Source organism: Janthinobacterium sp. FT14W, from assembly GCF_009208755.1.
In the GTDB taxonomy this organism is placed as follows: Bacteria; Pseudomonadota; Gammaproteobacteria; order Burkholderiales; family Burkholderiaceae_D; genus Janthinobacterium; species Janthinobacterium violaceinigrum.
Genome location: NZ_WFLL01000013.1, coordinates 16,227 through 42,913 on the forward strand (window position 1 = coordinate 16,227; position 26,687 = coordinate 42,913).

The 26,687-nt window shown below is 63.7% G+C and carries 24 protein-coding genes and 1 pseudogene; 7 read left to right on the forward strand and 18 right to left on the reverse strand.

Annotated elements, in window-relative coordinates:
- Positions 1-79 precede the first annotated feature (79 nt).
- Positions 80-316: a hypothetical protein gene (locus GCN74_RS11195; RefSeq protein WP_152256760.1), complete on the forward strand. Its 237-nt coding sequence runs from the start codon at positions 80-82 to the stop codon at positions 314-316.
- On the opposite strand, the gene GCN74_RS11200 is transcribed toward GCN74_RS11195, so the two are convergent.
- The 4 genes from GCN74_RS11200 to GCN74_RS11215 all read right to left on the reverse strand — a co-directional run bounded on the left by GCN74_RS11200 (position 313) and on the right by GCN74_RS11215 (position 5,016).
- On the reverse strand, positions 313-1,317 hold the full coding sequence (locus tag GCN74_RS11200; protein WP_152256761.1) for a spore coat protein U domain-containing protein: 1,005 nt from the start codon (positions 1,315-1,317) through the stop codon (positions 313-315). The two genes, GCN74_RS11195 and GCN74_RS11200, sit on opposite strands and share 4 nt — an antisense overlap.
- Entirely contained in the window at positions 1,317-3,680 is a 2,364-nt protein-coding gene (locus GCN74_RS11205; protein WP_152256762.1) for a fimbria/pilus outer membrane usher protein, read from the reverse strand. The genes GCN74_RS11200 and GCN74_RS11205 overlap by 1 nt, the downstream gene beginning before the upstream one ends.
- Positions 3,681-3,744: 64 nt before the next feature.
- The gene (locus tag GCN74_RS11210; RefSeq protein WP_226938992.1) at positions 3,745-4,440 is read right to left on the reverse strand and encodes a molecular chaperone; all 696 of its coding nucleotides are present in this window, start codon (positions 4,438-4,440) and stop codon (positions 3,745-3,747) included.
- 45 nt (positions 4,441-4,485) lie between these two features.
- Complete coding sequence (locus GCN74_RS11215; protein ID WP_152256763.1) at positions 4,486-5,016, reverse strand: spore coat U domain-containing protein; 531 nt, start codon at positions 5,014-5,016, stop codon at positions 4,486-4,488.
- Positions 5,017-5,364: 348 nt separating this feature from the next.
- Between GCN74_RS11215 and GCN74_RS11220 the strand changes: the two genes are divergently transcribed.
- A complete protein-coding gene (locus GCN74_RS11220; RefSeq protein ID WP_152256764.1) occupies positions 5,365-6,210 on the forward strand; it encodes a response regulator in 846 nt (281 codons plus the stop codon).
- On the opposite strand, the gene GCN74_RS11225 is transcribed toward GCN74_RS11220, so the two are convergent.
- The gene (locus tag GCN74_RS11225; RefSeq protein WP_152256765.1) at positions 6,198-8,756 is read right to left on the reverse strand and encodes a TonB-dependent receptor; all 2,559 of its coding nucleotides are present in this window, start codon (positions 8,754-8,756) and stop codon (positions 6,198-6,200) included. The two genes, GCN74_RS11220 and GCN74_RS11225, sit on opposite strands and share 13 nt — an antisense overlap.
- A 333-nt stretch (positions 8,757-9,089) precedes the next feature.
- Positions 9,090-9,692 (reverse strand): nicotinamide riboside transporter PnuC, encoded by a 603-nt coding sequence (gene pnuC, locus GCN74_RS11230; RefSeq protein WP_152256766.1) that lies wholly within the window; start codon positions 9,690-9,692, stop codon positions 9,090-9,092.
- A gap of 227 nt (positions 9,693-9,919) precedes the next feature.
- Here pnuC and GCN74_RS11235 point away from each other — a divergent pair, with 227 nt between their 5' ends.
- Positions 9,920-10,675 carry a substrate-binding periplasmic protein gene (locus GCN74_RS11235; RefSeq protein ID WP_226938993.1) on the forward strand — a complete coding sequence of 252 codons (756 nt, stop codon included), beginning with the start codon at positions 9,920-9,922 and terminating at the stop codon, positions 10,673-10,675.
- A 6-nt stretch (positions 10,676-10,681) separates the two neighbouring features.
- On the opposite strand, the pseudogene GCN74_RS11240 reads toward GCN74_RS11235, so the two are convergent.
- Both GCN74_RS11240 and GCN74_RS11245 read right to left on the reverse strand, forming a co-directional pair.
- A pseudogene (locus GCN74_RS11240) lies at positions 10,682-11,383 on the reverse strand (isochorismatase family protein).
- A gap of 57 nt (positions 11,384-11,440) precedes the next feature.
- Positions 11,441-12,307 carry a pirin family protein gene (locus GCN74_RS11245; protein ID WP_152256768.1) on the reverse strand — a complete coding sequence of 289 codons (867 nt, stop codon included), beginning with the start codon at positions 12,305-12,307 and terminating at the stop codon, positions 11,441-11,443.
- Positions 12,308-12,426: 119 nt separating this feature from the next.
- Between GCN74_RS11245 and GCN74_RS11250 the strand changes: the two genes are divergently transcribed.
- Positions 12,427-13,332 (forward strand): LysR family transcriptional regulator, encoded by a 906-nt coding sequence (locus tag GCN74_RS11250; RefSeq protein WP_152256769.1) that lies wholly within the window; start codon positions 12,427-12,429, stop codon positions 13,330-13,332.
- A 46-nt stretch (positions 13,333-13,378) separates the two neighbouring features.
- Positions 13,379-14,194 (forward strand): metallophosphoesterase family protein, encoded by an 816-nt coding sequence (locus GCN74_RS11255; protein WP_152256770.1) that lies wholly within the window; start codon positions 13,379-13,381, stop codon positions 14,192-14,194.
- Here the strand turns inward: GCN74_RS11255 and GCN74_RS28720 are convergent.
- From GCN74_RS28720 to bla, 3 genes are all read right to left on the reverse strand, one after another.
- Positions 14,178-14,351: a hypothetical protein gene (locus GCN74_RS28720; protein WP_193317045.1), complete on the reverse strand. Its 174-nt coding sequence runs from the start codon at positions 14,349-14,351 to the stop codon at positions 14,178-14,180. The two genes, GCN74_RS11255 and GCN74_RS28720, sit on opposite strands and share 17 nt — an antisense overlap.
- Positions 14,352-14,362: 11 nt before the next feature.
- The gene (locus tag GCN74_RS11260; RefSeq protein ID WP_152256771.1) at positions 14,363-15,571 is read right to left on the reverse strand and encodes an RtcB family protein; all 1,209 of its coding nucleotides are present in this window, start codon (positions 15,569-15,571) and stop codon (positions 14,363-14,365) included.
- 276 nt (positions 15,572-15,847) lie between these two features.
- Positions 15,848-16,792 carry a subclass B3 metallo-beta-lactamase gene (gene bla, locus GCN74_RS11265; RefSeq protein ID WP_152256772.1) on the reverse strand — a complete coding sequence of 315 codons (945 nt, stop codon included), beginning with the start codon at positions 16,790-16,792 and terminating at the stop codon, positions 15,848-15,850.
- Positions 16,793-16,946: 154 nt separating this feature from the next.
- Between bla and GCN74_RS11270 the strand changes: the two genes are divergently transcribed.
- Positions 16,947-17,750, forward strand: a complete 804-nt coding sequence (locus GCN74_RS11270; protein ID WP_152256773.1) for a metallophosphoesterase family protein — start codon at positions 16,947-16,949, stop codon at positions 17,748-17,750.
- On the opposite strand, the gene GCN74_RS11275 is transcribed toward GCN74_RS11270, so the two are convergent.
- Positions 17,747-18,274 (reverse strand): dihydrofolate reductase family protein, encoded by a 528-nt coding sequence (locus GCN74_RS11275; RefSeq protein WP_152256774.1) that lies wholly within the window; start codon positions 18,272-18,274, stop codon positions 17,747-17,749. The genes GCN74_RS11270 and GCN74_RS11275 overlap by 4 nt on opposite strands.
- 41 nt (positions 18,275-18,315) lie before the next feature.
- On the opposite strand from GCN74_RS11275, the gene GCN74_RS11280 reads away from it, so the two are divergent.
- Positions 18,316-18,915 (forward strand): TetR/AcrR family transcriptional regulator, encoded by a 600-nt coding sequence (locus GCN74_RS11280; protein WP_193317046.1) that lies wholly within the window; start codon positions 18,316-18,318, stop codon positions 18,913-18,915.
- Here GCN74_RS11280 and GCN74_RS11285 read toward each other — a convergent pair.
- The 6 genes from GCN74_RS11285 to GCN74_RS11310 all read right to left on the reverse strand — a co-directional run bounded on the left by GCN74_RS11285 (position 18,912) and on the right by GCN74_RS11310 (position 26,416).
- On the reverse strand, positions 18,912-19,691 hold the full coding sequence (locus tag GCN74_RS11285) for an enoyl-CoA hydratase (RefSeq protein WP_152256776.1): 780 nt from the start codon (positions 19,689-19,691) through the stop codon (positions 18,912-18,914). The two genes, GCN74_RS11280 and GCN74_RS11285, sit on opposite strands and share 4 nt — an antisense overlap.
- 72 nt (positions 19,692-19,763) lie before the next feature.
- Positions 19,764-20,960: an acetyl-CoA C-acyltransferase gene (locus GCN74_RS11290; protein WP_046682137.1), complete on the reverse strand. Its 1,197-nt coding sequence runs from the start codon at positions 20,958-20,960 to the stop codon at positions 19,764-19,766.
- A gap of 60 nt (positions 20,961-21,020) precedes the next feature.
- Positions 21,021-21,467 carry a PaaI family thioesterase gene (locus GCN74_RS11295; protein WP_152256777.1) on the reverse strand — a complete coding sequence of 149 codons (447 nt, stop codon included), beginning with the start codon at positions 21,465-21,467 and terminating at the stop codon, positions 21,021-21,023.
- A gap of 62 nt (positions 21,468-21,529) precedes the next feature.
- Positions 21,530-23,929, reverse strand: a complete 2,400-nt coding sequence (locus tag GCN74_RS11300) for a 3-hydroxyacyl-CoA dehydrogenase/enoyl-CoA hydratase family protein (protein WP_152256778.1) — start codon at positions 23,927-23,929, stop codon at positions 21,530-21,532.
- A 14-nt stretch (positions 23,930-23,943) separates the two neighbouring features.
- The gene (locus GCN74_RS11305) at positions 23,944-25,734 is read right to left on the reverse strand and encodes an acyl-CoA dehydrogenase C-terminal domain-containing protein (protein WP_152256779.1); all 1,791 of its coding nucleotides are present in this window, start codon (positions 25,732-25,734) and stop codon (positions 23,944-23,946) included.
- Between the two features lie 79 nt (positions 25,735-25,813).
- Positions 25,814-26,416: a TetR/AcrR family transcriptional regulator gene (locus GCN74_RS11310; RefSeq protein ID WP_152256853.1), complete on the reverse strand. Its 603-nt coding sequence runs from the start codon at positions 26,414-26,416 to the stop codon at positions 25,814-25,816.
- Positions 26,417-26,687: the final 271 nt, after the last annotated feature.

The following is a 26,687-nucleotide window of genomic DNA, read 5'->3' on the forward strand; positions in this document are numbered from 1 at the left end:
CAACCCGGTACGAAAAATGGTGTCGGCCTCGCCATGCGGCGTCGCTGACCACGCCCGTTTTTCGCCAGATGCATCCAAGATGACTCCTTTGAAGCTTGCCGTACTGCCAGCCCTGTTCGCCCTTGCCGTTTGCCAGACCACCACCGCAGGTACCGTCTCCTCCGCATCGTTCCAGGCCAGCCTCGTCATCCACGAGGTCTGCACCGTCAGCACCCAGCGCGCACCGGCGCAGGTGCACTGCCGCCACAACACGCCCTACCAGCTGCACCGGCAAGCCGCGCCGTCGGGCGGCGGCCTCATCACCGTCACGTTCTAGAAATAAATCGTCGCCGTCACCGTGTCCTTGTAGTCGCCGGGACGCGGCGATACCTGCGCCGGCACGCGGCCGTAAATCGTCAGCGGCACGCTGGCGCCCGTCCCCGTGCCCGTCACCATGCTGGTGCCAGCCGTGCCATCGCCCCATGGCGCGCCATCGAGGGTGGCGGACAGCAGGTAGCTGATCTTGTCTGTCGTTAAGAGATTCTTCATCTGGCGGTTGGCCACGTTGCCGGCCACGCTGCCGCCGTTCAGGGCAATCTGGTACGCATTGTTATTCACGCAACGCACCGACAAGGTGCTGGTACTGCGCAAATTGCCCGTCAGAATGGAGGCATTGGCAAACGCCATCGGCGTGGCCGTGATCGTGCAATCATTGACGGCCGTGGCATTCACCGTGAAGCCGAAGCTGCCGCTGTTGACCGTGCAGCCAGACAGGTTGACGAGGCCATACGTGGTGTAGGTGTAGGTGCCCTGGCCGGCAAAGCTCGACGTATAGACGGTATTTGCGTTGGCGACCGTCGGCACGGCGGCCAGGGCCGCCCCGGCAGGGATCTTCGCATACACCGTGAACGTCATGGAATAGGTGCCGGGCGGGGCCAGCAAGCCGGCCGACAGGATCATGCCGAAGGTCGACGGCGCGCCTGCCACGCCGGCGCCGCCCCAGATCTTCGCCGTGGCATATGAACTGTCCACGTACACGTTGTATTCCATGCGGTTGCTGCCATTGCCCAGCTTGCGCGGCAGGGCCGAGGTGGAGTTCGTGCCCAGCCCCAGCGAGATGCACACTTGTGCATTGGGCGTGAGCAACTGCCCCAGGTTCAGCGACGAAAATACGCAGCTGAAGGTCCCTGTTGCCTGCGCCACGTAATCGGTGCCGGAAATCGGGCTGACGCTGCCGAAATCGATATTCGTCATGCTCACTGTGCAGCTATCGGCCTGCGCCGCGCCGCCCCAGGCACAGCCCAGCAGCAAAGTCAGCCATAGCAGCAGGCGGCGCATCAGCGGTCTGCCCCGGCGCTGGCGGCAGCGCAACGCAGCGGCCCGATCACGGGCAAGCCGCCCGCTGCCGGACGCACATAGGAAAAACCTACCGTGCAAGCGCCGTCTCCCTCGCCCACTTGCAGCTGATTTTGCTCGAGCAGATCGTCGACGAAAATGATGCCGTCAAATCCCACGACCGTCTGTTTGCCGCTTTGCACATGCAGCACGGGCAAGCCCGTGGCCAGCGGCTTGCCATCGGCGCCCTGGACGACGACGGTTGCCGCGCTGTAGCGCTCGATGGGAAAGGCTGCCAGCACGCCGGCCAGATGTTGCGGCACGACATTGATGTTGGTCACGGGGACGCGCGCATCAGCGTCGAGCTCATCCGTGGCGATGCTGATCTGGTTATTGCCATAGGGATTCAAATTCGGCACCAGCAGATAGCCGTCCTGCCCCGTCACGCCGATCTGGCGGTTTTCATGCAACACAGGAATATCTGCCACGCCCCCCGTGGACACCAGCGCAAAACCATTGCCTACCTGGCGCGCCGCCTCGACATGGCGATCCATCAGCACCAGCGCGCCGGCCGCGCCCAGCGAGGAAGCAGTGCCCATGCTGCTGCTTTGCGTGCGCGCGCTCACGCGGCCATAGTTGCCCAGGTATTCCAGTTGCGCCTGCCGGTAGACATTGCTGCCCGCGGTACCAGCCTGCACCCCCCAGCCAAAACCGCCGCCAAAGTCCGCTGCGCGCTGCGCGCTGACGTTACGGCCGCTCTCGCCATTTTGCCGGCTGCTGCTCGTGCTGATGGCCAGATTGTTGTCAAACGCCATGCTCAGGCCAAAATAGAAGCCCCGCTTCTCGCGTTGCCGCAAGTCCTGAAACAGGCTGACATTCAAGAACAGGCCGTGGAACAGGGTGGCCGAATAGCCCATGGTGGCAAGCTTCGATGGCGGTGCGCCAGGCGTGCGGTAACTGATATAGCTGCTGCTGATGCTACTTCCTGCCGGCAAGGGCAGACTGACGGTAAGACGGTCTGCCGCGCGCACCACGGGACTGCCGTCGCGCGAGGCCAGGTCGCCAAAGCCGGTGCTGGCGCGCACGCCCTGCACGTCGACGCTGAAGCGCGGCCCCATGTACTGGTAACCGGCGCCCAGCTGCGCGCCGCGGTACCGGCCGGCGCTGGCCGACAGCGAGCCATTGAGGACACCCGCCTGCCCCAGCCGCACCAGCGCGCCCGCCCCCGCCTGATACAGGCCGGCGGCCAGTTCCGCATGGCCTTCGATGGTGAAGCTGTCATTGACGCCATGGCGGCCGGACGCGCTGGCAACCAGTTGCCGCTCGTAGCCGAACAGGCGGCGGCCGTAATCGCGCCGCACGGCGCCCGCCTCGACCGAATAATCGCTCAAGCCGCTGGCCAGCATGCGCGTATCGACATACAGGGGCAGCACGGTCGTCACGCTGCGCCCCAGCGCATCGCGCGTGACGATGGTGGCTTGCCCGGCGCCGTTGATGCCGGCTACCTGGTTCAGCACGAATGGACCGCTGGGTACGCTGGCAGCATATTGCTGCACGCCATTGACGTACAGGCTCAGCGACGAAGGCACGAGCGCCGAGCCATCGACGGAAGCGACGGGGAACGTCAGCAGGTCGGGGCGCAGCTGGAAATTCTTGCGCCACTGCACACCGCCCACGCGCACGGCGCGGCTCCAGCTGAGCGAAGAGGAAATCAGGTCGCCCACCTGCCACGTTTGCAGGGTCTCGGGGTCGGCATGGCTCCAGAAGGTGTCGAAGCGCATGTACTTGCGCTGGTCCGCCCCCAGATTCAAGGTGCCGGTATTGCTGAAAACGCCGTTATCATTGAAATAGCGCAAATCGTTGAAGATGGCGACACGCCGCGTCTGGCCCAGTTCCCCATAGGCTTCGTAATTGAGCACGGCGCCGGGCGTGACGCGCGACGGCGGCGGCGCCGCCGCCAGGCGCGCGTTGATGCGGTACGGCGAGCGCAAGTCGTCCGCCACCTGCAGCGACACGCTTTGGCGCGCCGCATCATAGTCATAGCCGAGTCCGGGAATCGCATCGAGCGCCACTTCGGTCTGCGCGGGCACGCCCAGCCGCGCCGGGTCCAGCCCAAGCTGCTGCAAGTTGGCCACACTGCTGCGCAAGGTTTTGCCCACTTGGGTAAAACGCAAGATCAGCCCGGTTGATACAGCATTCACACTCACCTCCAGATACAGTTCATTCGGTGCCATCGGATCGCTGGGCAGGCTGGCCGGTCCGGGATCGGCGCCCGTCACGACGGCCGAGCCATCGGCCCTGGCCAATGACGCCATGGCCAGCAGCAGCAAGGTCCAGCAGGTCCGCCAGGTCGGTGCGCGTCTCATGGTTTAAGCCGCTTGCGCCCGTGCCGAAGGCGTGCGGCAAGCTCGCCCGCCATGGCGGCCATGTTCAAGGTGTCGAATTCGTGGCAACGAGCGCCTTTGCATTCACATTCACCGCAATACTCAACGGTCCATCCAGTTCAGCTTCCCTGGCGACGGGCAGGCGCCATACGCGCATGCGTGCCGCCAGAACATAACCAAACAGCCCCTTGCTGATGACAAACTCCTTGCCCCCCTGGTTCGTGAACGTCATCGCCCCAATCTGCGCATGGACATTGCCACTGTTCTTGATACGCAACATCCACTCGCCCTGCTCGCGGAAAACTTGCCAGTCGAGCATTTCCCGGCCCGGCGCACCGGCCGGCAGCACAAACACGGGCACCGAATAGCGCAGGCGAATATCGACGCCGCTGCGGCCAGAGTCATCGTCGCGGCTGACTTCGTCGATGAGCACGCGATATGTCTGCTCCTGCGCGACGGCGCCGGCCTGGGCACGCACGAGGCGGATGGTCTGCCGGCTGTTGGCGGCGATTTCAACGATCGGTGGACTGGCCACCAGTTCCTGCGTGGGCGCCAGCACTTCCTCGCCATCGCGCTGGTCCCAGGCGAACACGCGCACTTGCCCATAGATGGGCTGGTCGCCCAGATTTTGCAGGTTGATGCCAGCGGCACTCTGTGCGGCGCGCAGATTGAGCGTCACCGGCGAAATCTGCAGATTGGCGCCGTGCACGCCCGCGGCACAGCAGGCCAGCAGCGCCAGCACGCTTTTCATCAGGAAAATCAAACCGCCCTTCACGCAGCGCCTGGCTTAAAAGTAAACGGTGGCCGTGATGGTCGACTTGTAGGTATCGGGGGCCGGTGTCGCCTGCGGCGGAATATTGCCGTACACCGTGATCGGCTGCGATGAGCCGTTGCCGGTGCCGCCGACGGTATTCGTACCCTGCGTATCGCCCCACAAGGTGCTGCCGGCCGTCTGGTACAAATTGAATTGCACCGTCCCCAGGTTGCCGCCGGTACCGCTCAGGTAGCGCGTAGTGCCGGTCGAACCGGTCCCCGTGCCCGCCGTCAGACCCACGTTATACGGCGTGGTATTGGTGCAGGTGACATTCACGGTCGTATTGACGTTAACGGCAGTAGCCAGTACACCCTGACTTTGTCCGAAGTCGAGATTAGCCGCCGCAATGGTGCAATTGGCGATGATTTTCAGAGTCACGTCAAAAGTCGCGGTGTTGCTGCCGTTCAAATAAACGGCGGCAGCGGCCTGGCCAGGCACGAATGCCGTGCTGGCAATGGCGACACTGGCGGCAGCGATCAAACGGGGATAAATAACTCGCAACATGATACCTCCTGATGATGGAACATCATTAATGGGCCCGTCGAGACGACGGGCTTCGAGGATAGTCACGGTATAGGCGGCGTTTTCTTGGCACGCAAACCAGGACGACACAATACTTGTGCCGAGAGTCAGGAATCCGGGGACTCCGGCATTTTTTGCAGCATTTGCAAAACAGATTTTTTGGCAAGCGACATTGCTTTTAATCAATGTACGACTGGATTATTAGCGATCTAAAAAATCGCCGCTTCTTCTTGCGGAGAAACATCTTTTGAAACACGAGAAAAGCAGAAAAAAAAGAAAAAGCAGGGCATAATAAACCACAACTTGCTTTTTGGTTAAGTCATCCATGCCATGCCATTGACCAGCGAAACCATCAAAAAGAACATCTTGATCGTGGACGATTCCGCGTTCGAGCAGCGCATGCTGATGGAACTGCTCAGCGAGCAGCCCTACCGTTTCAGCATCGCGTTCAACGGCTACCAGGGCTACCAGCTGGCGCTGGCCACGCATCCCGACCTGATCCTGCTCGACGTGCGCATGCCCGAAATGGATGGCTACACGGCATGCCGTTTGCTCAAGGCGAATCCCGAAACGGAACAGATCCCCGTGATCTTTCTCAGCGGCGCCGATGCGGCCAAAGAGCGCATCATGGGCTTGCAGGTGGGCGGCGTCGACTACATTTCCAAGCCGTTCACGCCGGAAGAGCTGGCCGTGCGCATCCATATCCACCTGGGTTTGATGCGTAAAAGCAACAGTGACTTGCCGGCAACGACGCCGGTCAGCGACAAGCTCCAGCATCCCGACCTGGTGTTCGTCAATGCCGTCAAACAACTCATTCTCGACAACCTGGGCAGCCTGCCCAACCTGTCCGAAATCGCCCGCAGCGTGGGCACGTACCGCGAAAAACTGACCCTGATGTTCCGCGAGCAGACGGGCATGACCGTGTTTGCCTTCATCCGCGAAGCGCGCATTGCGCGCGGCGTGGAATTGCTGCAGCAGACGGACATCGACGTGCAGGATATCGCCCTGCTGATCGGTTTTCACAACGCGGGCAACTTCGCCACCGCCTTTCGCGAACGCATGGGCGTCACGCCCAGCGCCTACCGCCAGCGCCTGCAGGAGCAGACGGGACAGCGGCAGGCGGCAGGCGGCGGGCGGACGCTAGCGCCGCCTGTGCGGCGCGCTCAGAACTTGTAGTTCAGCTTGAGGGACGCAAAGCGGCCACGGGGATCGGCCTGCGTATAGTCGAAGCCCGACGCCGAGTAATCCCACGGCGCGCGCTTGTTGGCCAGGTTCTGCACGATGAAGGTGACGTTCGCCGCAGGCGTCACCTGCCAGCTGGTGGTCACGTCGAACGTGCTGAAGGCGGCCACCGATTCATCGAGATGCGTGTTTTGCGCATAGCTGCCCACGTAATTCCAGGTCAGGGTCGACGCCCATTTGCCCTGCTCCCAGGTGGCCGAGGTGACGCCGCGCCATTTCGGGATGGAACCGAAGTAATTGGTGCCGGCACCATCGGTGAGCGGCGCGCCATCGGACAGCGGCTCGGCAAAGCGCAGCACGCGGCTCAGCTGGCCGGCCAGGGTCAGCTTGCCCCAGTCCTTGTCGACGAAGCGCTGGCGCAGGTCCAGGTCGATGCCGGACACTTCGCGCTGGCCCTGGTTGCGGTACTGGCGGTACAGGGTGGTGATGCGGCCATCGGCATCGCGCGTGATCTTTTGCGGCGCCGACGCTTCATTGGCGATGGTGGTGGTGGCGCTTTCCGTGCCGATCACGCCATCCTGCCTGATGCGGTAGTAATCGAGGCCGATGCTCGAACTGCTGGTGGGCGAGACCACCACGCCCAGGTTCAGGTTGTTCGAACGCTCGGGACGCAGCGCCGTATTGGCGATGGTAATGGCCGTCACGCCGCGCGTCTGCGTGGGCGTGACCGGGTCGCGCGGATCGAGCACGCTGACATAGCTGACGGCCGTGCTTTGCGTGATTTCCGGCAAGGATGGCGCGCGGAAGCCGCGCGACACGGTGCCGCGCACCAGCAGCCACGGCGCCGCCTGGTAGCGGGCGCTGGCTTTCGGCGAAAACGCATTGCCGAAGTCGCTGTAATGGTCGGCGCGGCCCGCCAGGTTGACGGACAGGTCTTTGACGACGGGCACGTTGAATTCGGCAAACAGGGCCGACACGCTGCGCGAACCGTTGATGATGTTGATGGCCGGACGCAGCTCGGTGCCCGACAGCACGGCCGTCGAGGTTTGCGAATCCATCTTTTCGCGGCGCCACTGGGCACCGGCGGCAAAGCCCAGCGGACCGGCCGGCAAGTTCCAGATGTCCTTGGCCGCCGAGAAATCGACGGTATCGAGCGTCGATTCGGCCGGACGCAGGGTCGACAGGCGCAGGCGGTTGCGCACGGCTTCGCTGTTTTGCGACTGGTCGAAGAAATTGTAGCTGCCGTCGGCCAGCACCTTCTGGAATTCATAGCGGTTGACGAAGTTCTGCACCGTTTCTTCCAGCTTGCTGCTGGAGTGGCCCACGGCCGCATCCCAGTCCCAGCCTGCCAGAGTGCCTTTGAGGCCCGCCAGCGCGCGGTAGAACGTGACCCGGTCCTGTTTCAGGCGCGGCCCCAGGTCGAACAGGGTGGCCGTAAACGGCAGGGGCGTCGCGCCCGGGTTGTTCGGATGGCCCACGGGCAGCACCACGGGGATGGTGTCGAGCGCCTGCGTGGCATTGTTCCACACGCGCGTGGCGTTGTTCACCGTCAACGGCGCGCTGAACGTCTGGTCGGCACGCGAATAGCTGTGCAGCAAGTCGACATACGCTTCCGTATCCGCGTTCAGCTTGAAGGTGGCGCGCGCAGCCGTATGCACGCGCTGGATGCCGGGGATCAGGGTTTTATACGGCGACGGATTGTAGGCCAGCACTTGTCCCGTCTTGCCGGACGTGATGTCGCCATAATTGACCAGCTGCAATGGTCCCCGCACGCCGCCCAGGGTCTTGGTGGGATCGGTGCCCGCGTAGTTGGTGATGGCCCAGCCCAGGCTGCCCCGCTGCTGGTTGCGGAAATCCGCGTCGCGCATCCAGTCCACGTCGCTCTGCTGCAGCTTGTCGCGCTGCTGCGCGTCGATCGAGAAGACCAGGCTGTAGCCGTCTTCCTCGAGCTTGCCGAAGCCCGTCTGCAGGGCCGCGCTCTTTTCGTGCTGGCCCGTGCCTTCCGTCGAGCCGCCCCATTGCGCCGTGACGTCCGTGCCCGTGAATTCCTTGTACAGGATGATGTTGACCACGCCGGCCACGGCGTCGGAACCGTAGACGGACGAAGCGCCATCCTTGAGCACCTCGATGCGCTGCACGGCCGCCATCGGCAGGCTGTTCAGGTCGACAAAGGTTTCCTGCAGGTTTTGCGCCGTGGCATAGCTGGCCACGCGCTTGCCGTTGACGAGGATCAAGGTATTTTTCTGGCCGATGCCGCGCAGCGACAGGCCCGAGGTGCCGGCCGAAAAGCTGCCCGTGTATTGTTCGTTGTAGCTGTTGCCGCTGTTGGCGGAGATGGCGCGCAGCACATCCGAGACGCTGGTCTTGCCGCTGGCTTTCAATTCCTTGGCGGTGATGACCTGCACGGCGCTGGCGCCCTCCTTTTCGCTGACGCGGATATTCGAACCGGTGACGTTGACGCGCAGCATCTCCTCCTGGGCATGGACGAAGGCGGGAAAGGCGGCGGCGATGGCAAGACTGATGGCGAGTGGTTTGAACATGGTTTCCTCTTATTGGGATTGCAGCCTTTTTCCGATAAAAAAGGCCGAGCAGGGGCACGCGGACCGGGTGGACCAGCGGGCAAACGACAACGAAACGGATGGGAGTGACTTACGGGATGCGTGGACGGCCACGCATCGGCATCCACTGCGCCATGCATTGCATGGTCAGCTGATGACGAGTGGCGTAAAAACTGGCAGAAGGGGGAGAACGCAACATAAAAGACACCGGTAAGCGGGGAATGGCCACTATATCGCGGCGCCTTTATGGCGTGAACGAATTAAAAATTGAATGTATATACGATTTGGATCTAAGCACTTGTCGTTTGACAACATTCAGGCATCGGCGATGGCCGCGGACGGGCCAGCGGGCGCCTGCGCCGCGCGGCGCGCCTGCACGCGCCACCAGTACCAGGAAATCAGGGCATTGACCCAATAGGCCGCATACAGCACGGCCGTCAGGTGCAGGCCGCGGCTGTAGTAGAGCGGCACGGCCACGGTGTTGACCAGCAGCCAGAAACCCCAGGTTTCGATGCGCCGGCTCATCAGCAAGAATTGCGCGACGATGCTAAATACCAACACTGCCGAATCGATGAAGGGCGCGTAGGCATTCGTGAAGCGGTGCAGCAGCAGGCCGTAGATCACCACGGAAGCGATGCCGGCCGGCACCACCCAGGCCAGGCTGCGCCAGCCCGTGCGCGTGATCGGCAAGGGCTGGCCGCCGGCGCCGCGCCGCCATTGCAGCCAGCCGATGATGCAGGTGACGATGAAAAACAGTTGCAGCATCACGTCGGCGTACAGGTTGACCTGGAAAAACAGGACGGCAAACAGCACGCAGCCGACAATGCCGATCCACCAGGAATGAATATTGTTGCGTCCGGCCAGAACGATGGAAGCAGTCATCAGTACATTGGCGGCGATCTCGAGCGGGGCAGTCAAGCGGTCTTCCTTTGCGGGGCAGTGGTGGCACCGCGTCACTATAGCCGATTACACTGCACGGTGTTCGCCGTCCCCGAGGCGAAAACGGCGGGGCCGGGAAGAAAAAACGCGCAAAAATCCAGGAAATGCGCTCCGGAGGGGCATTCAGCCGCCGCAGCCCTTGACTTCCATGGCCATTCTGGCAAATTGAATATCAAGTTGAAACTCTAGGGAAGCTCCGTATGCGCATGCGCCATCTCCTGTTTGCGGCAGTGCTGGGCGTATCTGCCCTGCCCGCCGTGGCCTGCCGCATGACGATGGCGCTGGAGCAATGGCCGCCGTATGTCTACCGCGATGCCCAGGGCCGCTACACGGGCCTGGACCTGGAGTTGCTGCAAGCCATTTTCAAGGAAGCCCGGTGCACCCTGGTCACCTTGCCGGAACTGCCCACCGCGCGGCGCCAGCTGCTGTTTCAGAAAGGGGGACTGGACCTGATGCTGGCCGCGTCCGAGACGCCGGAACGCCAGTCCTATGCCCGCTTTTCCATCTCGTACCGCGACGAGACCGTGGGGCTGTTCAGCAAGGCCGGCGCGCCCGGCGGCCAGCGCCAGATCGCCAGCTTCGCGCAGCTCGCGGGCGGCAAGTCGACCTTGCTGGCGCCCAAAGTGGGCTGGTATGGCGCACAGTACGCGGCGGCCCGGCCGGTGCTGGAAAAGGCCGGCCGCCTGAATGCGTTCGGCAGCTTCCAGCAAGGCGTGCGCATGCTCGATGCGGGCCGCGCCGACCTGCTGCTGGGCGACGTGCTGGCCGTGCGCCACGAGGCGCGCCAGCAGGGCGTGGCCCTGGACGCCCTGCCCTTCCTGGCCCTGCGCGCGCCCGTGCACCTGATGCTCAATGCACGCAATACCAGCGCCGCCGACCTGGCGCGCCTGAACGCCGCCATCACGCGCCTGGAACAGCGCGGCACGCTGCCGGCGATCCGCGCCCGCTATGAAGCGCCGTAGCGGCGCTCAGCCCCTGGCAGCCGCTTCCAGGATCTCCAGCCGGGTTTCCCGGCCATTCTTTTGCACGCCCTGCGCCTTGTCGTAGCTTTCGATCAGCGCGCGATACGGCGGCACGATATGGTCGGTCATGATGGCGGCAAACTCCATCGCATCGGCGCGGTTCCAGGTGCTCATCACTTCGGCCAGCACGGCATACGTGTCGATCGGCACGGCGCCGGCCTGCGTCACGCGCGCCATGGTGATGTCGGTGGCCATCTTCGACCAGTTGCCCGAGGCGTCGATGATGGCAAACACCTTGTAGCCGGCCGCCAGCGCGCTGATGGCGGGAAAAGCCATGCACACGCTGGTGAGCGTGCCGGCGATCAGCAGCGTCTTGCGGCCCGTCTTTTCGATGGCCTCGACCCAGGCCGGATTGTCCCAGGCATTGATCTGGCCCGTGCGCGGGATGTAGACGGCTTCCGGGTTGAAATGGTGGATTTACGGGATCAGGGGACCGTTCGGGCCATCAGGCACGGAAGCGGTGGTGAAGGTCGGCATGTTGGCCAGGCGCGACAGCTTGGCCAGCGCCGTGACGTGGCCGCGCAGCACGTGCTGTTCGATGTCGCGCACCAGCTGGAACAAGCCGCTCTGGTGGTCAATCAGCAGCATGACGGCGTCGTCGGGGTCTATCATCGGCGGCAAGCCCTGGAAGTTGGCGGGGGTGCTCATGGTGGTCTCCTGGAAAACCATGCCGCGGGATGCGGCATGGGTACTGCTCAAAGTGATTTACTTCTCGATGCGGGCGAAGCGGCCGCTGTTGAAATCCTCGAACGCCTGCACGATTTCCGCCTCGGTATTCATGACGAACGGGCCGTGGCCGACGATGGGTTCGTCGATCGGCTCGCCGCTCAGCAGCAGTACCACGGCATCGTTGTTCGCCTCGATGGTGATGCTGTCGCCATCGCGCTCGAACAAGGCCATCTGCGCTTCGCGCACCACGCTCTCGCCGTTGACCAGCACCGTGCCGTGCAGGACGATCAGCGCCGTGCTCCAGCCTTTGTTCACGGGCAGTTCCGCCAGCTTGCCCTGGGCCAGGCGCATGTCCCACACCTGCATCGGCGAGAACGTGCGGGCCGGGCCATGCTGGCCACCGAAGTCGCCGGCGATCACGCGCACCGCGCCGGCGCCATCGGGCAGCGCCACGGTGGGAATGGTGTCGCTGGTGATGGCCTGGTAGCCGGGCGCCGTCATCTTGTTTTTGGCCGGCAGGTTGACCCACAGCTGCACCATTTCCAGCGTGCCGCCCGACTGCGTGAAGGCGGGCGAGTGAAACTCTTCATGCAGGATGCCGGCGCCGGCCGTCATCCACTGCACGTCGCCGGGACCGATCACGCCGCCCTGCCCCGTCGAGTCGCGGTGCGCCACTTCGCCCTTGTAGACGATGGTCACCGTTTCAAAGCCCCGGTGCGGGTGCGAGCCGACGCCGGGAGGACGGGTGCCGGGTGCAAACTCGGCGGGGCCTGCATAGTCGAGCAGCAGGAAGGGGCTCAGCTGCTTGCCATGGCCGTTGTACGAAAACATCGAGCGCACGGGAAAACCGTCGCCTACCCAGTGCTGGCGCGGTGCGCTGTAGATACCGGTAATTTTGTTCATTTCGCTCTCCTGTTCGGGTATGCATTACGATGGAGACAGAATACGCTTGCAACGATAAGCGCGGTAGACGGTAAAATTCGCCATCAGCGTTCCAAGAATAGAACGATCAAGGAGGCGGCATGCAGGATCTGAACGACTTGTATTACTTTGTGCAGGTGGTCGACCATGGCGGCTTCGCCCCGGCCGGACGCGCGCTGGGCATGCCGAAATCCAGGCTGAGCCGGCGCATCGCGCTGCTGGAAGAACGCCTGGGCGTGCGCCTGCTGCAGCGCACGACGCGCCACTTTTCCGTCACCGACGTGGGGCTGTCGTTTTACGAGCATTGCAAGGCCATGCTGGTGGAAGCGGAAGCGGCGCAGGAAGCGATCGAACTGACGCGCGCTGCGCCGCGCGGCACGGTGCGCCTGTCCTGTCCCGTCGCCCTGCTGCACACGCTGGTGGGCCCCATGCTGGCCCGCTTCATGCGCGACCATCCGCAAGTGACCTTGCTGCTGGAAGCGACCAACCGCCGCGTCGACCTGGTGGCCGAAGGCATCGACGTGGCCATCCGCGTGCGCCCGCCGCCGCTGCCCGACAGCGACCTGGTGCTGCGCGTGCTGGCCGAGCGCAGCCAGTGCATGGTGGGCAGCCCGCTGCTGTTCGCCGGCGCGCCCGCGCCGAAGGCGCCGGCCGACCTGGCCGACTGGCCCAGCCTGGCCCTGGGCACGCCGCAACAGCACTATCAGTGGGATTTGCACGGCCCGGACGGCGCACGCGCCCAGCTGCGCCACGTGCCGCGCTTCGTCACGGGCGACATGCTGACCTTGCGCGACGCGGCCGTGGCTGGCGTGGGCGTGGTGCAGCTGCCAGCCATGATGATAGCCGAGCAGATCGCCGATGGCAGCCTGCTGCCGCTGATGGAGCAATGGCGACCGCAGCGCGAAATCATCCATGCCGTATTCCCTTCGCGGCGCGGCCTGCTGCCGGCCGTGCGCGCGCTGATCGACTACCTGGCGCACGGCTTCGCCGCGCTGGAGGAAGAATGAGGGTTTTCAGGTACGATGGCATCCTCTCCCAACGCCTGGACGCCGCATGCGTTTATTGATTCTGTCGGACCTGCACCGTGAGCTATGGCGCGACGAAGCGCCGCAAGGCGACCTTGCGCTCAGCTATCCCGACGTCGTGATCCTGGCCGGCGACATCGACACGGGCGCCCGCGCCGTCGCCTGGGCGGCCAGCGCGTTTGCGGGACTGCCCGTGCTGTACGTGCACGGCAACCACGAAGGCTATGGCCACCACCTGGACAAGGTGTGCCAGGAGCTGCGTACCGCCTGCGCCGCCACGCCGAACGTGCATTTTCTCGACGCGGCTACGCACATCATGGATGACCCGGCGGGCAACAAGGTGCGCTTCCTGGGCGCCACCCTGTGGACGGATTTCCGCCTGCTGGGCGACGACACGCGGCAGGCGGCCATGCGCGACGCGGAGGCCGTCATGAACGACTACAAGCGCATCCGCCTGGCCAACATGGGCTTTCGCAAGCTGCGCGCGGCCGACACGGCCATGTTCCACGCGCAGCAAAAAGCATGGCTGGCGCGCGAGCTGGCGCAGCCCTTCGATGGGCGCACCGTGGTCGTCAGCCACATGGCGCCGTCGCTGCAATCGGTGGACGACGCGTATGGCAGCGAAGCGTGTTCGCCCGCCTACGCTTCGCGCCTGGACGAGCTGGCCGCGCAGGCCGACCTCTGGGTGCATGGCCACATCCACGCCTCGCGCGACTACCGGATCGGCCCGTGCCGCGTGGTCAGCAACCCGTGCGGCTACAAGACGCGCAGCGGCGCGCCGCAAAATCCCGCTTTCGATCCGAACTACATCGTCGAGCTGCCAGCCCTTAATCGTCAGGCTTGAGACGGCCCGCCAGCCATTGCTGCAGGCGGTGCTTGCCGGCCCGGCGCGCCGCGCGCGGCGACGCCTCCGACTGGTGCGCGCCGGCGCCGCCGCGCAATCTGGCGGCCGCCACCAGCGGGTTGCGCGGCTTGGGCGTGGCTTTCAGTTTGATTTTCATATTGCCTCCTTTCAGCCCTTGATGCAGACGACCTGGCGCAAGCTATGCACCACCTCCACCAGGTCGCTCTGGTGCGCCATGACGGCGTCGATATTCTTATAGGCAGCCGGAATTTCGTCGACCACGCCGCCATCCTTGCGGCACTCGATGCCGGCCGTCTGCTCGGCCAGGTCGAAGCGGTTGAAGCGGCGCTTCGCCTCGCTGCGGCTCATGCTGCGCCCCGCCCCGTGCGAACAGGAACAGAACGATTCCGGCTTGCCCTTGCCGCGCACGATGAAGCTGCGCGCGCCCATGCTGCCGGGGATGATGCCCAGCTCGCCCTGCCGCGCCGAAATGGCGCCCTTGCGCGTCACATATAGATCTGCATTGCCGTGCGTTTCGCGCGCGATGTAGTTGTGGTGGCAGTTGATGGCCTCGCCATCGAGCTGGAACGGCGGCGCAAACTTCGCCAGTACATCGAGCACGCGGCGCATCATTTCGCTGCGGTTGAGCAGCGCATAGTCCTGCGCCCAGTCCACCGCTTCCACGTAGTCGTCGAACACCGTGGAACCTTCGCTCAGGTACGCCAGATCCGCATCCGGCAATTGCAGCTGGTGGCGCCGCATGTCCTTCTGCGCGGCGGCGATGAAATAGCGGCCGATGGCATTGCCGATGCCGCGCGACCCCGAATGCAGCATGACCCACACGCGCTGTTCCTCGTCGAGGCAGATTTCAATGAAATGGTTGCCGCCGCCCAGGGTGCCCGCCTGGCAGATCCACGTGCGCTCGAACTGGCGCAGCATCTTGGCAATGCCGCGGTGCCGGTCGACGATGCGCTCCAGGCGGCCGCCGAGAGGACGCGCGGCGCGCGCATGGCGCGAGCCCTGCACGCGGCTCCAGTCGTGCTGCTCGAAGCCGACGGGCACGTCCGCTTCGATGGCGCTGCGCAGGCGCGCCAGGTTGTCGGGCAGCTGGCTGGCCGTCAGGGTCGTGCGCACGGCGTTCATGCCGCAACCGATGTCGACGCCGACGGCGGCCGGAATGATGGCGCCGCGCGTGGGAATCACGCTGCCGACGGTGGCGCCGATGCCGGCATGCACGTCGGGCATGGCCGCCACATGCGGATGGACGATGGACAGGCTGGCGATATTGTGCAGCTGGCGCAGCGCCTGCGCATCGATATCGTCGGTAAAAATATGCACGGGCACATGGGCGCCGCGCAATGTCTGGTGGATGGGCATAACGTATTCCTTGGTCTTGTCGTTATGCCGGGGCCCCTATGAAACAAAAAACCCCGGCGAGTTTCCTCACCGGGGTTTTGAAGGACACCGGCTCGGGATCGGCAACGTGCCGATGGCCCCGAGCGTCATGCACGGGGCTAGTGGTAGTACTTGCTGCCAGCCTGCTCGAACATGGGTATCCTTTCCTTTGTCTGGTTAATCTGAACTGCGGACAGTGATTCTGCACCGTATGCTGCAGTGCGTCAACCGCTTTTCATGGTGCATGCGCCAACGTTGTTATTTTGTCGCAGCCGCTTTCTCCTTTGCGATGCGCGCATCGAGCTTCGCTTCATTCCTGGCAGCGTAGTTGCTGCACGCCTGCGTATCGATGAAGGGATTCGGCGTGACGCCTTCCAGCAGTTGCGTAAGTTTCAGGTCGCCGCCGGAATGGTCCGGGTGGGCCGAGATCAGGATATCGCAGGGCAGCCTGGCGAAGTCCTGCATGACGCGGCGAAAGGCCGGTGTCAGATCCCCATGGCGCTCATCGCCCAGGTAATGAAAATCGTCGGCTGCCACCGGCGTGAGGCTGGCGCCGAACACCACGCTCAGGCAGTCTTCGCGCTGCGCATCTTCGCACGAGACCCAGGTCCAGCTGGTGCTGCCCGGCGTATGGCCGGGCGTGTAGCGCGCCGTGATGGTCACGCCGCCCAGCTGCAGGGTTTCGCCATCGGCGATCTCGCGCACGTTCTCCACGGCCGGCATGGGATCGATTTCGCCCGCTTGCGGGTCCTGGGCGAGCACCGCTCCCGCGCGCAGCGCCTGCGCGCCCAGCGGGCTGGCGACCACTTGCGCGCCGCTGTCGCGGGCCAGGGCGGCGATGCCGCCCGAATGGTCGAAATGCGCTTCCGTATTCAGGATGAATTTGATGTCTTGCAGGCGAAAGCCCAGCTCGAGGATATGCTCCTTGATGGCGGCCACCGATTGCGGCAACGCGCCATCGATCAGGATCAAGCCTTCGCGCGTGTCGATCAGCACCACGCTCAGGCCGCCCACGCCCACGTAATACGTGTCGCCGTGGATGCGCGCCGGCTGCTGCGGGCGGTTCCACTGCGCCGCGTAGGGCGAGGCGATCGGCTGCGTCAGTGGATCGATGGCGGGCGTGGCGGCATGCGCCGTCAACGGCAGCGCCATGGCTGCCAGCGCGACGCTCAGCAAGGTCTTGGAAAAGAAGAAAGGCGGCATGCGGCTCCCGGAGTGTATGCTCGATGATTGATGCCATAGGGTAACGTCGCCAGCCTCGCGCGGTCAAGCAGACGGGTACGCTTGCCGTCCATCCCGCCAATTGCGCTACGATAGAGGCCCGTTGACTGCCGTGCGCCTTGCCGCGCCCACTGCCATGCGTTTGCTGATCCTGTCCGACCTGCACCTGGAAGTCTGGGGTGAAGAATCCCCCGCCATCGACCTTGCCTCCTGCCGCCCCGACGTGGCGATCCTGGCCGGCGACATCGCCACGGGCAGCCAGGCCATCGCCTGGGCCGCGCGCACCTTTGGCGCCCTGCCCGTGCTGTATGTGCACGGCAATCACGAAGGTTATGGATATCAGCTGGAACACATGCAGGACGCCGTGCGCGACGCCTGCGCCAGCGCCAATGCGCAAGGCGCCAGCATCCGCCTGCTCGACGGCGATGCCGTGACGCTCGGCGGCGTGCGCTTCCTCGGCATCACCCTGTGGACGGATTTCCTGCTGTTCGGCGCCGAGCGCCAGCAAGAGGCCCTGCAGGCGGCGCAAGCCTACATGCCCGACTACAAGCGCATCAGCACGGGCGGCGACACGCCGCGCCTGCTGTGCGCCACCGACACGGCGCAGCTGCACGCACAGCACCGCGCCTGGCTGGCGCGGCAGCTGGCGCAACCGTTCGATGGCAAGACCGTCGTCATCACGCACATGGCGCCCTCGATGCTGTCGGTGGAAGCGCAGTACGCGACGAACCTGGGCTCGCCCGCGTTCGCCTCGCAGCTGGACGAGCTCGTGGCGCAGGCGGACCTGTGGGTGCATGGCCACATGCACGCCTCGCTCGACTATCGCATAGGCGGCTGCCGCGTCGTGTGCAACCCCTGCGGCTACAGGCGGCCGGACGGCACACCGGAAAACGAGCGTTTTGACGCCGGCTTCATCGTCGACCTGGCCAGCACCGTTTAACGTTTTTCATAGCGCAGCTGCACCACGCCGCTGGGCAGCTGGCGCGTGCCATTGAGCCGCCAGTCGCTGCGCGGCAAGCCATCCTCGAACAGGCGGACACCCTTGCCCAGCACCACGGGCAGCACGGACAAGGTGAGACTGTCGATGACGCCTTCGCGCAAGGCCGCGCGGATGACGGCGCCGCCGTCGATGTACACATGGCGGCAGCCTGCTTCGGCCAGCCGCGCCAACACTTCCCGCACGCTGCCTTCGCAGCGCTCTTCCCCATGCCGCGGCGCGAAGTCGCGGTGGCTCAATACCGCCACGCGCTTGCCCGCATACGGCCATGGCTCGAAGCCCAGCACGGCGTCGTAGGTGGTGCGGCCGATCAGCAAGGTATCGACCTGCTCCATCAATTGCGTGTAGCCGGTAGCCTCGGGCGTATCGGGGGCCAGTTCGGCCAGCCAGGACAGGTCGCCGTTTTCTCCCGCGATGCAGCCATCGAGACTGATGCCGAGAAAGACGCTGACGAAAGGTTGTTGCATGATGTGTCCTCCAATTAATTCTACAGTGTAGAATTATGCCCATGAACTCCACAAAACTTCAAGCCATTGCAAATCCCGTGCGGCGCGCGGGTCGTCCCCGCCGCGTCGCGCCCGCGCTCGACAACGCCGCCATCCTGCAGGCCGCCCTGGCCCTGCTGGAAGAAAAAGGCGAAGCGTTTTCCATGCGCGCGCTGGCGCACAGCCTGGGCGTCGACGCCATGGCGCTGTATCACTATTACGCGGGGAAAGAGGAACTGCTGCTGGCCTTGATGGCGCAGCGTTTTATCACGCTCGACCCGCGGCAGCCGCCGTTTACGTCCCGCCAGGCACCCCGGCGGCGTTTGCTGGCGCTATGCGCGCTGTACCTGGAACTGGTCAGCGCCACGCCGTATTTCGTGCGCCTGATGGCGCGCGGCCTGGTCACGCAAGCGGACGTGGCCGAACGGTTTGCGGCGCTGTTCGACCTGGCCGTCGATGGCCTGGCGCTGGACAGAAAAACCCGCTTGCGCGGGCGCGATGCGCTCGTCGATTTCCTGCACGGCTACGCGCTGGCGGGCCGGCCAGCCAGCGAGACCGGCTGGCATGCCTCGGTCGGCCTGATCCTGGCGGGCATGCGCGCCGCCGTTCAGGCAGGCGCTTAATTGAACTGCTTGAAGTTTGGCTTGCGCTTTTCAAAGAAAGCCGTAAACGCTTCCTTCGCTTCCGCGCCGCCCAGCATGGCGCTGAACAGTTTGTTTTCCTCGGCGATGGCGGCCTTCATCGGCTCCATGCGGCTTTGCTTCATCAGGCGCTTGGTGGCGCGGATCGAGGCGGCCGGCAGGGCTACCAGCTTGGCGGCCTGGCCTTGGGCGAACGTCATCAGCTCGTACAGGGGCACGACTTTCGACACGAGGCCCATTTCCAGCGCTTCCTGCGCGGGGAAGGATTCGCCCAGCATCAGTTTTTCCGCCGCGCGCGGGTAGCCGGCCAATTGCGCGAACAGCAGGCTGGAACCGAATTCCGGGCACAGGCCCAGTTGCGTGAACGGCATCGAGAAGCTGGCGTTATCGGCCGCATACACCAGGTCGCAATGCATGAGCAAGGTAGTGCCGATGCCGATGGCGGGGCCGGAGACGGCGGCCACCACGGGCTTGCTGCTGCCGTACAGGGCGCGCATGAACTGGAACACGGGACGGTCATGGTCGAGCGAGCCATCCTTCGGGCGCGCCGTCTTCATGAAATCATCGAGGTCGTTGCCGGCCGTGAAAATCTCGCGCTTGCCGCAGATCAGGATGGCGCGCACGGCGTCGTCGCTCTCCGCCGCCACCAGCGCATCGGCCAGGGTCTGGTACATGGCGCCCGTGATCGCATTCTTGCGTTCCAGGCGGTTGAATTCCAGGGTCAGAATACCCTCGCTCGTGCTGCACAAAATATCCATGTCGTCTCCAAATGATAAAGGGCGCCGGAGTCATCCCACAGCGCCCTGTTTTATTGCTTTAGCCCGTCAAACTCAGACGCGTTCGAAAATTCCGGCGGCGCCCATGCCGGCGCCCACGCACATGGTGACCATGCCGTACTTCTGCTTGGTGCGCTGCAACGCGTGGATCACGGTGGCGGCGCGGATGGCACCGGTGGCGCCCAGCGGGTGGCCCAGGGCGATCGCGCCGCCCATCGGGTTCACTTTGGCCGGGTCCAGGCCCAGGTCGCCGATGACGGCCAGTGCCTGTGCGGCAAACGCTTCGTTCAGCTCGATCCAGTCCAGCTGGTCTTGCGTGATGCCGGCGGCGGCGCACGCTGCCGGAATGGCAAATTTCGGACCGATGCCCATGATTTCCGGCGGCACGCCGCGCACGGCGAACGAGGAGAATTTCGCCAGCGGGGTCAGGTTATGCTCGCGCAGAATTTTTTCGCTGACGATCAGCAGCGCACCGGCGCCGTCGGACATCTGCGAGCTGTTGGCGGCCGTGACGCTACCCTTGGCGGCAAACACCGGCTTGAGCTTGGCCAGCGACTCCATCGACGAATCGGCGCGCGCGCCTTCGTCCGTGTCGACCGTGCGGCGCGTCACGTCCACCTGGCCGGTGGCCAGGTTCGGCGTGCGCGTGATGATTTCCACGGGCGTCGTTTCCGCCTTGAAGAAACCGGCTTGCTGCGCGGCGATGGCGCGGCGATGCGATTCGACGGAGAACGCGTCCTGCTGTTCGCGCGACACTTTCCATTGCTGCGCCACTTTTTCGGCCGTCAGGCCCATGCCGTAAGCCATGCCGATGTTTTCATCGCTGAACATGTCCAGGTTCATCGATGGGTGATGGCCCATCATCGGCACCATCGACATCGATTCGATGCCGCCGGCGATCATCACGTCGGCTTCGCCCACGCGGATGCGGTCGGCCGCCATGGCAATGGCCGTGATGCCCGATGCGCAGTAGCGGTTGACGGTGACGCCGCCCACGGTCTTCGGCAAGCCGGCCAGCAGCACCGAGTTACGCGCGATATTGAAGCCCTGCTCCGCTTCCGGGAACGAGCAGCCGATGATGGCGTCGGTGATCAATGCCGGGTCCAGGCCAGGCGCCTGTGCCAGTGCCGATTGCAGCACGCGCACCAGCAGGTCGTCCGGACGGGTGTTCTTGAACATGCCGCGCGGCGCCTTGCCGATCGGGGTGCGGGTTGCAGAGACGATGTACGCGTCTTGAAGTTGTTTGCTCATTTTGTTCTTTCAAAGATGTTGAACGAAGTTCGTGTTCTGTCGAATGTCCGGGGTAGAGGCCTATCGCTTCTGCGACAAATACCAGTCCACCGTCACCTGTGCCGCCAGCGTGCCTTCAGAGTCGAAGATATCGACTTCCACGGGAAACGCCACCTTGCCATCCTGCGCCAGCTGCGCCTTCAGTGCAGCCAGGTCGCCCGGTACCCGGCCTTCGGCGCGCGTCGCGCCCTTGGCCACCTTCTGGTACTGGATGCGCGACTCCTTGGCCACCGGGCGCAAGCCCAGTATCAGCTCGGCGAAGCCGCCCGCCATGGCCGCGCCGGAAGCCGTTTCGGCCAGGGTAAACAAGGCGCCCGCATGCTGCGTGCCCAGGTGATTATTCAGTCTGGGATCTTCCGGCATCGACACCTTCGAGGTGCCGGCGCCGATTTCGTCGATGCTGATCCCCAGCAGCCGCACGAAGGGCAAGGTGTCCATCATCTGTTGTTTGATACGGTCATACACCATGCTTGGCCTCACGCGCAGTAATACTTGAAATACGAGGGACAGGATCGTCATCGACGCTGTGCTTAGTTGCGTACCGGTTTACCGGTCTGCATCATGCCCATGATCCGTTCCTGGGTTTTCGGATGGTTCAACAGCTCCAGGAATGCCTTGCGTTCCATATCCAGCAGCCACTGTTCGCTGACGAAACTGCCCTGGTCCACGTCGCCGCCCGATACGATCTCGGCGATCATCTCGCCCAGCTTGAAATCGTGCGCCGAAATGAAGCCGCCGTCGCGCATGTTGACCAGCTGCGCCTTGATCGTGCCCCAGCCGTAACGGCCCGTCACCTGGATCAGCGAAGGCAGTTGCGGACGGAAGCCCGCGTCGAACATGGCGCGCGCTTCGACCTTGGCCACGTGCAGCAGCTCGTAGGCGTTGAACACGATCACGTCGTCTTCCTTCAGGTAGCCCATTTTCTTCGCTTCCAGCGCCGATTTCGACACGTTGGCGGTGGCTGCATTGGTGAAGCCCGTTTTCAGGAATTGCAGGATGTCGTTGCCCTTGGCTTCCTTGTAGGCGCGCTGCGCCGCTTCCTTCAGGCCGCCGCCGGCTGGAATCAGGCCCACGCCCACTTCCACCAGGCCGATGTACGACTCGATCGAGGCCACGCGCTTCGACGCGTGCAGCGCCAGCTCGCAACCGCCGCCCAGTGCCAGGCCAGCGACCGCGGCGATCACCGGCACGTTCGCGTATTTCAGCGACATGAAGGTGTTCTGCAGTTCGGCGATGATCGGATCGACGGCTTTCACGCCGCCTTGCATGAACGCAGGCAGGGCCGATTGCAGGTCGGCGCCGGCCGAGAAGGCGCCGCCTTCGGCTGCGTCGGCGTGCCAGATCACCAGGCCCTTGAAGTTCTTCTCGGCTTCGGCCAGCGCGAGCTTGAGTCCGTTGATCACGCCTTCGCCGATCACGTGCATCTTGGTCTTGAACGAGATGATCAATACATCGTCGCCCGTATGCCAGACGCGCACGGATTCGTCTTCGAAGACGGTGGTGCCGGCGGTCTTGCCGTCGATGGCGCCGCTGCCCAGCACTGGCGCGCGGAATGGCTGGCGGTCGTACACGGACAGGGTCGAACGGGGCACGAAGCTGTTCGACACGGCGGAGTACGAACCTTCCGGCGTGTGCACGCCGCCTTTTTCAGCGACCGGGCCTTCGAAGACCCAGGCTGGCAGCGGTGCATTGCACAGCGCGTGGCCGGCGTCGATGTCTTCCTTGACCCAGTTGGCCACTTGCAGCCAGTTCGATGCCTGCCACGTTTCAAACGGGCCCACGTTCCAGCCGAAGCCCCAGCGCATGGCGAAGTCGATGTCGCGCGCATTGTCGGCCACGGTGTCCAGGTGGATGGCGATGTAGTGGAAAGCGTCGCGGAAGATCGCCCACAGGAACTGGCCTTGCGGGTTCGTCGATTCGCGCAGCGCCTTCATCTTCTTGACCGGGTCCTTTTCCTTCAGGATGCGGGCGATGATGTCGGCAGCCTTGGCGCCGCCGGCCACGTATTCACCGGTGGCGAAGTCCAGGCGTTGGATTTCCTTGCCGACCTTCTTGTAGAAGCCCGCGCCGCTCTTCTGGCCCAGCGCGCCTTTTTCCACCAGCGATGCCAGCACGGCCGGCGTCTTGTAGACGGCAGCGAACGGGTCGTTCGGCAGGTAGTCCTGCATGGTCTTGATCACATGGCCCATGGTGTCCAGGCCGACCACGTCCGCCGTGCGGAAGGTGCCCGACTTGGCGCGGCCCAGCTTGGAGCCGGTCAGGTCGTCGACGACGTCCACGGACAGGCCGAATTTTTCCGCTTCGTGCACGATGGCCAGGATGCCGAACACGCCAACGCGGTTGGCGATGAAGTTCGGCGTGTCCTTGGCGCGGACTACGCCCTTGCCCAGGGTGGTGGTCAGGAAGCCTTCCAGCTGGTCGGAAATCTCAGGCTTGGTGAACGCGGTCGGGATGATCTCGACCAGGTGCATATAGCGCGGCGGGTTGAAGAAGTGCACGCCGCAATAGCGCGATTTCAGGTCAGCGTCGAAGCCTTCGGCCAGCTTGGTGATCGACAGGCCCGAGGTGTTCGAGGCGAAGATCGCGTTCGGGCCGATGTGCGGGGCCACCTTCTGGTACAGGTCGTGTTTCCAGTCCATGCGCTCGGCGATGGCTTCGATAATCAGGTCGCAACCGGCCAGCAGGTCCAGGTTGTCTTCGTAGTTGGCCACCTGGATCAGCGCAGCGTCATCCTTGTTGCCCAGCGGCGCAGGCGACAGCTTTTTCAGGTTCTCGATGGCGCGCAGCACGATGCCATTCTTCGGACCTTCCTTCGCAGGCAGGTCGAACAGCACGACCGGCACTTTCGCGTTGATGCAGTGGGCGGCGATCTGCGCGCCCATCACGCCGGCGCCCAGGACGGCTACTTTTTTAACGATGAAATTGGTCATATTTTCCTCAAGTCTTAGAACAGGTCTGCGTCGAGTGCCATCAGGTTGGCCGAACCGGAACGCGCCTGACGGATCAGGGTTGCCGTTTCAGGCTGCAAGCGGGCGAAGTAGAAACGTGCGGTAGCCAGTTTGGCGGTGTAGAACTTGTCGCCGCTGGACTCTTTTTCGAGGGCGATCTTGGCCATCTGCGCGAACAGGTAGCTGTAGATCATGTGGCCGACGACGCGCAGGTAAGGCACGCATGCCGCGCCCACTTCGTCCGGATTCTGGAATGCCTTCATGCCGATTTCCATGGTCAGCTTGGTGACTTTGTCGCCCAGGTCGCCCAGTGGGGTGACGAATTCGCTCATCGCTTCATCGGTGCCGTTGTCTTCGACGAAAGCCTTGATCTTTTCGCCGAACTTGCGCAGCTTGGCGCCGTTGTCGCCCAGGATCTTGCGGCCCAGCAGGTCCAGCGACTGGATCGTGTTCGTGCCTTCGTAGATCATGTTGATGCGCGCGTCGCGCACATACTGTTCCATGCCCCATTCCGAGATGTAGCCGTGGCCGCCGAACACTTGCATCGCGTCCGAGGTGGCGATCCAGGCGTTGTCGGTGATGAACGCCTTGATCACGGGCGTCAGCAGCGCCACTTCGTCGGCCGCTTCCTTGCGCACGTCGGCGTCAGGGTGGTGCAGTTCGCGGTCGATCTGCAGCGCCACGTAGGAAGTGAAGGCGCGCGCGCCTTCGGCGTAGGCTTTGCCCGTCAACAGCATGCGGCGCACGTCAGGGTGCACGATGATGCGGTCGGCCGGCAGTTCCGGATTCTTGATGCCGGACAGCGAACGCATTTGCGTGCGGTCCTTGGCGTAGATCAGCGCGTTCTGGTAGGCGATTTCCGTCAGGCCCAGCGACTGCATGCCCACGCCCAGGCGGGCCGCGTTCATGAAGACGAACATGGCGTTCAAGCCCTTGTTCGGCTGGCCGATGATCCAGCCTTTCGCGCCGTCCAGGTTCATCTGGCAGGTCGAATTGCCGTGGATGCCCATTTTTTCTTCGATGGCGCCGCAGGTGATGGGGTTGCGCGCGCCCACCGTGCCGTCTGCGTTCGGCAGGAATTTCGGCACCAGGAACAGCGAGATGCCTTTCGAGCCTTCCGGCGCGTCCGGCACGCGGGCCAGCACCAGGTGCAGGATGTTTTCCGCCATGTCGTGCTCGCCGGCCGAGATGAAGATCTTGTTGCCGGTGATGGTCCAGGAACCGTCCGCCTCAGGCAGCGCTTTCGAGCGCAGCAGGCCCAGGTCGGTGCCGCAGTGCGGTTCGGTCAGGCACATGGTGCCCGTCCATTCGCCCGACACCAGCTTCGGCAGATACACTTCCTTCTGGTGGTCGGTGCCGTGCTCCTTCAGGCACTCGTAGGCGCCGTGCGACAGGCCCGGGTACATGGACCAGGCCTGGTTCGACGAGTTCAGCATTTCATAGAACGAGTTGTTCAGCACGACGGGCAAGCCCTGGCCGCCGTATTCCGGATCGCACGCCAGGGCCGCCCAGCCGCCTTCGACGTACTGCTTGTAGGCTTCCTTGAAACCTTTAGGCGTGGTCACGCTTTTCGTGACGGGATCGTGGTGACAGCCTTCGCGGTCGCCGGAGTGGTTCAGCGGGAACAATACTTCGGAGGTGAATTTGCCGCCCTCTTCCAGCACCTGGTTGATGATGTCGGCGTCGACGTCGGCGTACGACGGCATTTGCTTCAGTTCTTCTTCCACTTGCAGGAACTCATGCAGGACGAATTGCATATCCCGGATTGGCGCGACGTATTGACCCATAATTTTCTCCTGAAGGCGATTAGCTAAAGTGTTGTACTTGTGAACTGCGTGTGCGTTGCTGCGGATACTGCCTGACGGCTTATTTGCTTGTGACTGGATTCTGGTACGACGCCAGCAGGCGGACAAAGCCTGCCTGCGCCCGTTCGATGCTGCCCGGCACGCGCAGGAAGCGCGCATCGTGATGCAGGGCCAGGATCAGGCCATACATCTCGTACACCAGCTGCTGGGCGTCCGTGTCCGCTTTCAGGTCGCCCGTGGCGATCGATTGCTCGACACAGCGCAGCAGCGCGCCCTGCCAGGCCCGCACCATGGCCACCAGGGCTTCGCGGATGGGACCGGGACGGTCGTCATATTCGACGGCGCCGCTGATATAGATGCAGCCGGAAGCGATTTCCACGCTGACCCGCTTGACCCAGCGCGCAAACATCGATTGCAGGCGCTGGATGCCGCGTGGTTCTTTCATGCTGGGGAAAAAGACTTCTTGCTCGAAACGATAGTGGTAGAGCTTGAGCACTTCCATCTGCAAGTCTTCGCGCGAGCCAAAGTGGGCAAACACGCCCGACTTGCTCATGTTCATTTTGTCCGCAAGCAAGCCGATGGTCAGGCCTTCCAGGCCGTCGCGGCTGGACAAGTCCAGCGCCACGTCGAGGATGGCGGCACGGGTCAGTTCGCCCTTGCGCATGAATTTGACTGAAGTATTCAAGAGTACCGTTCTAAAAGTGATGTTGCCGATCTGGCGGACTGAAGCGAGGGTAAAAAAAGCACGCTTCGAAAAAATCCGAACGCTCGTACTATTATCCACTACCACGTAAAAGTCAAACGGGAACTTTAGAGCCGGCGTTCTATTGGTGCAGCGCAGCATTCTTCGGCCGCGCGATTGGTGCTGCTTTCGGGGCGGCAAACACGGGTTTTGCCCGGGATTGCCCCGGGTTTGCCCCGTCCATGCCGCTGCC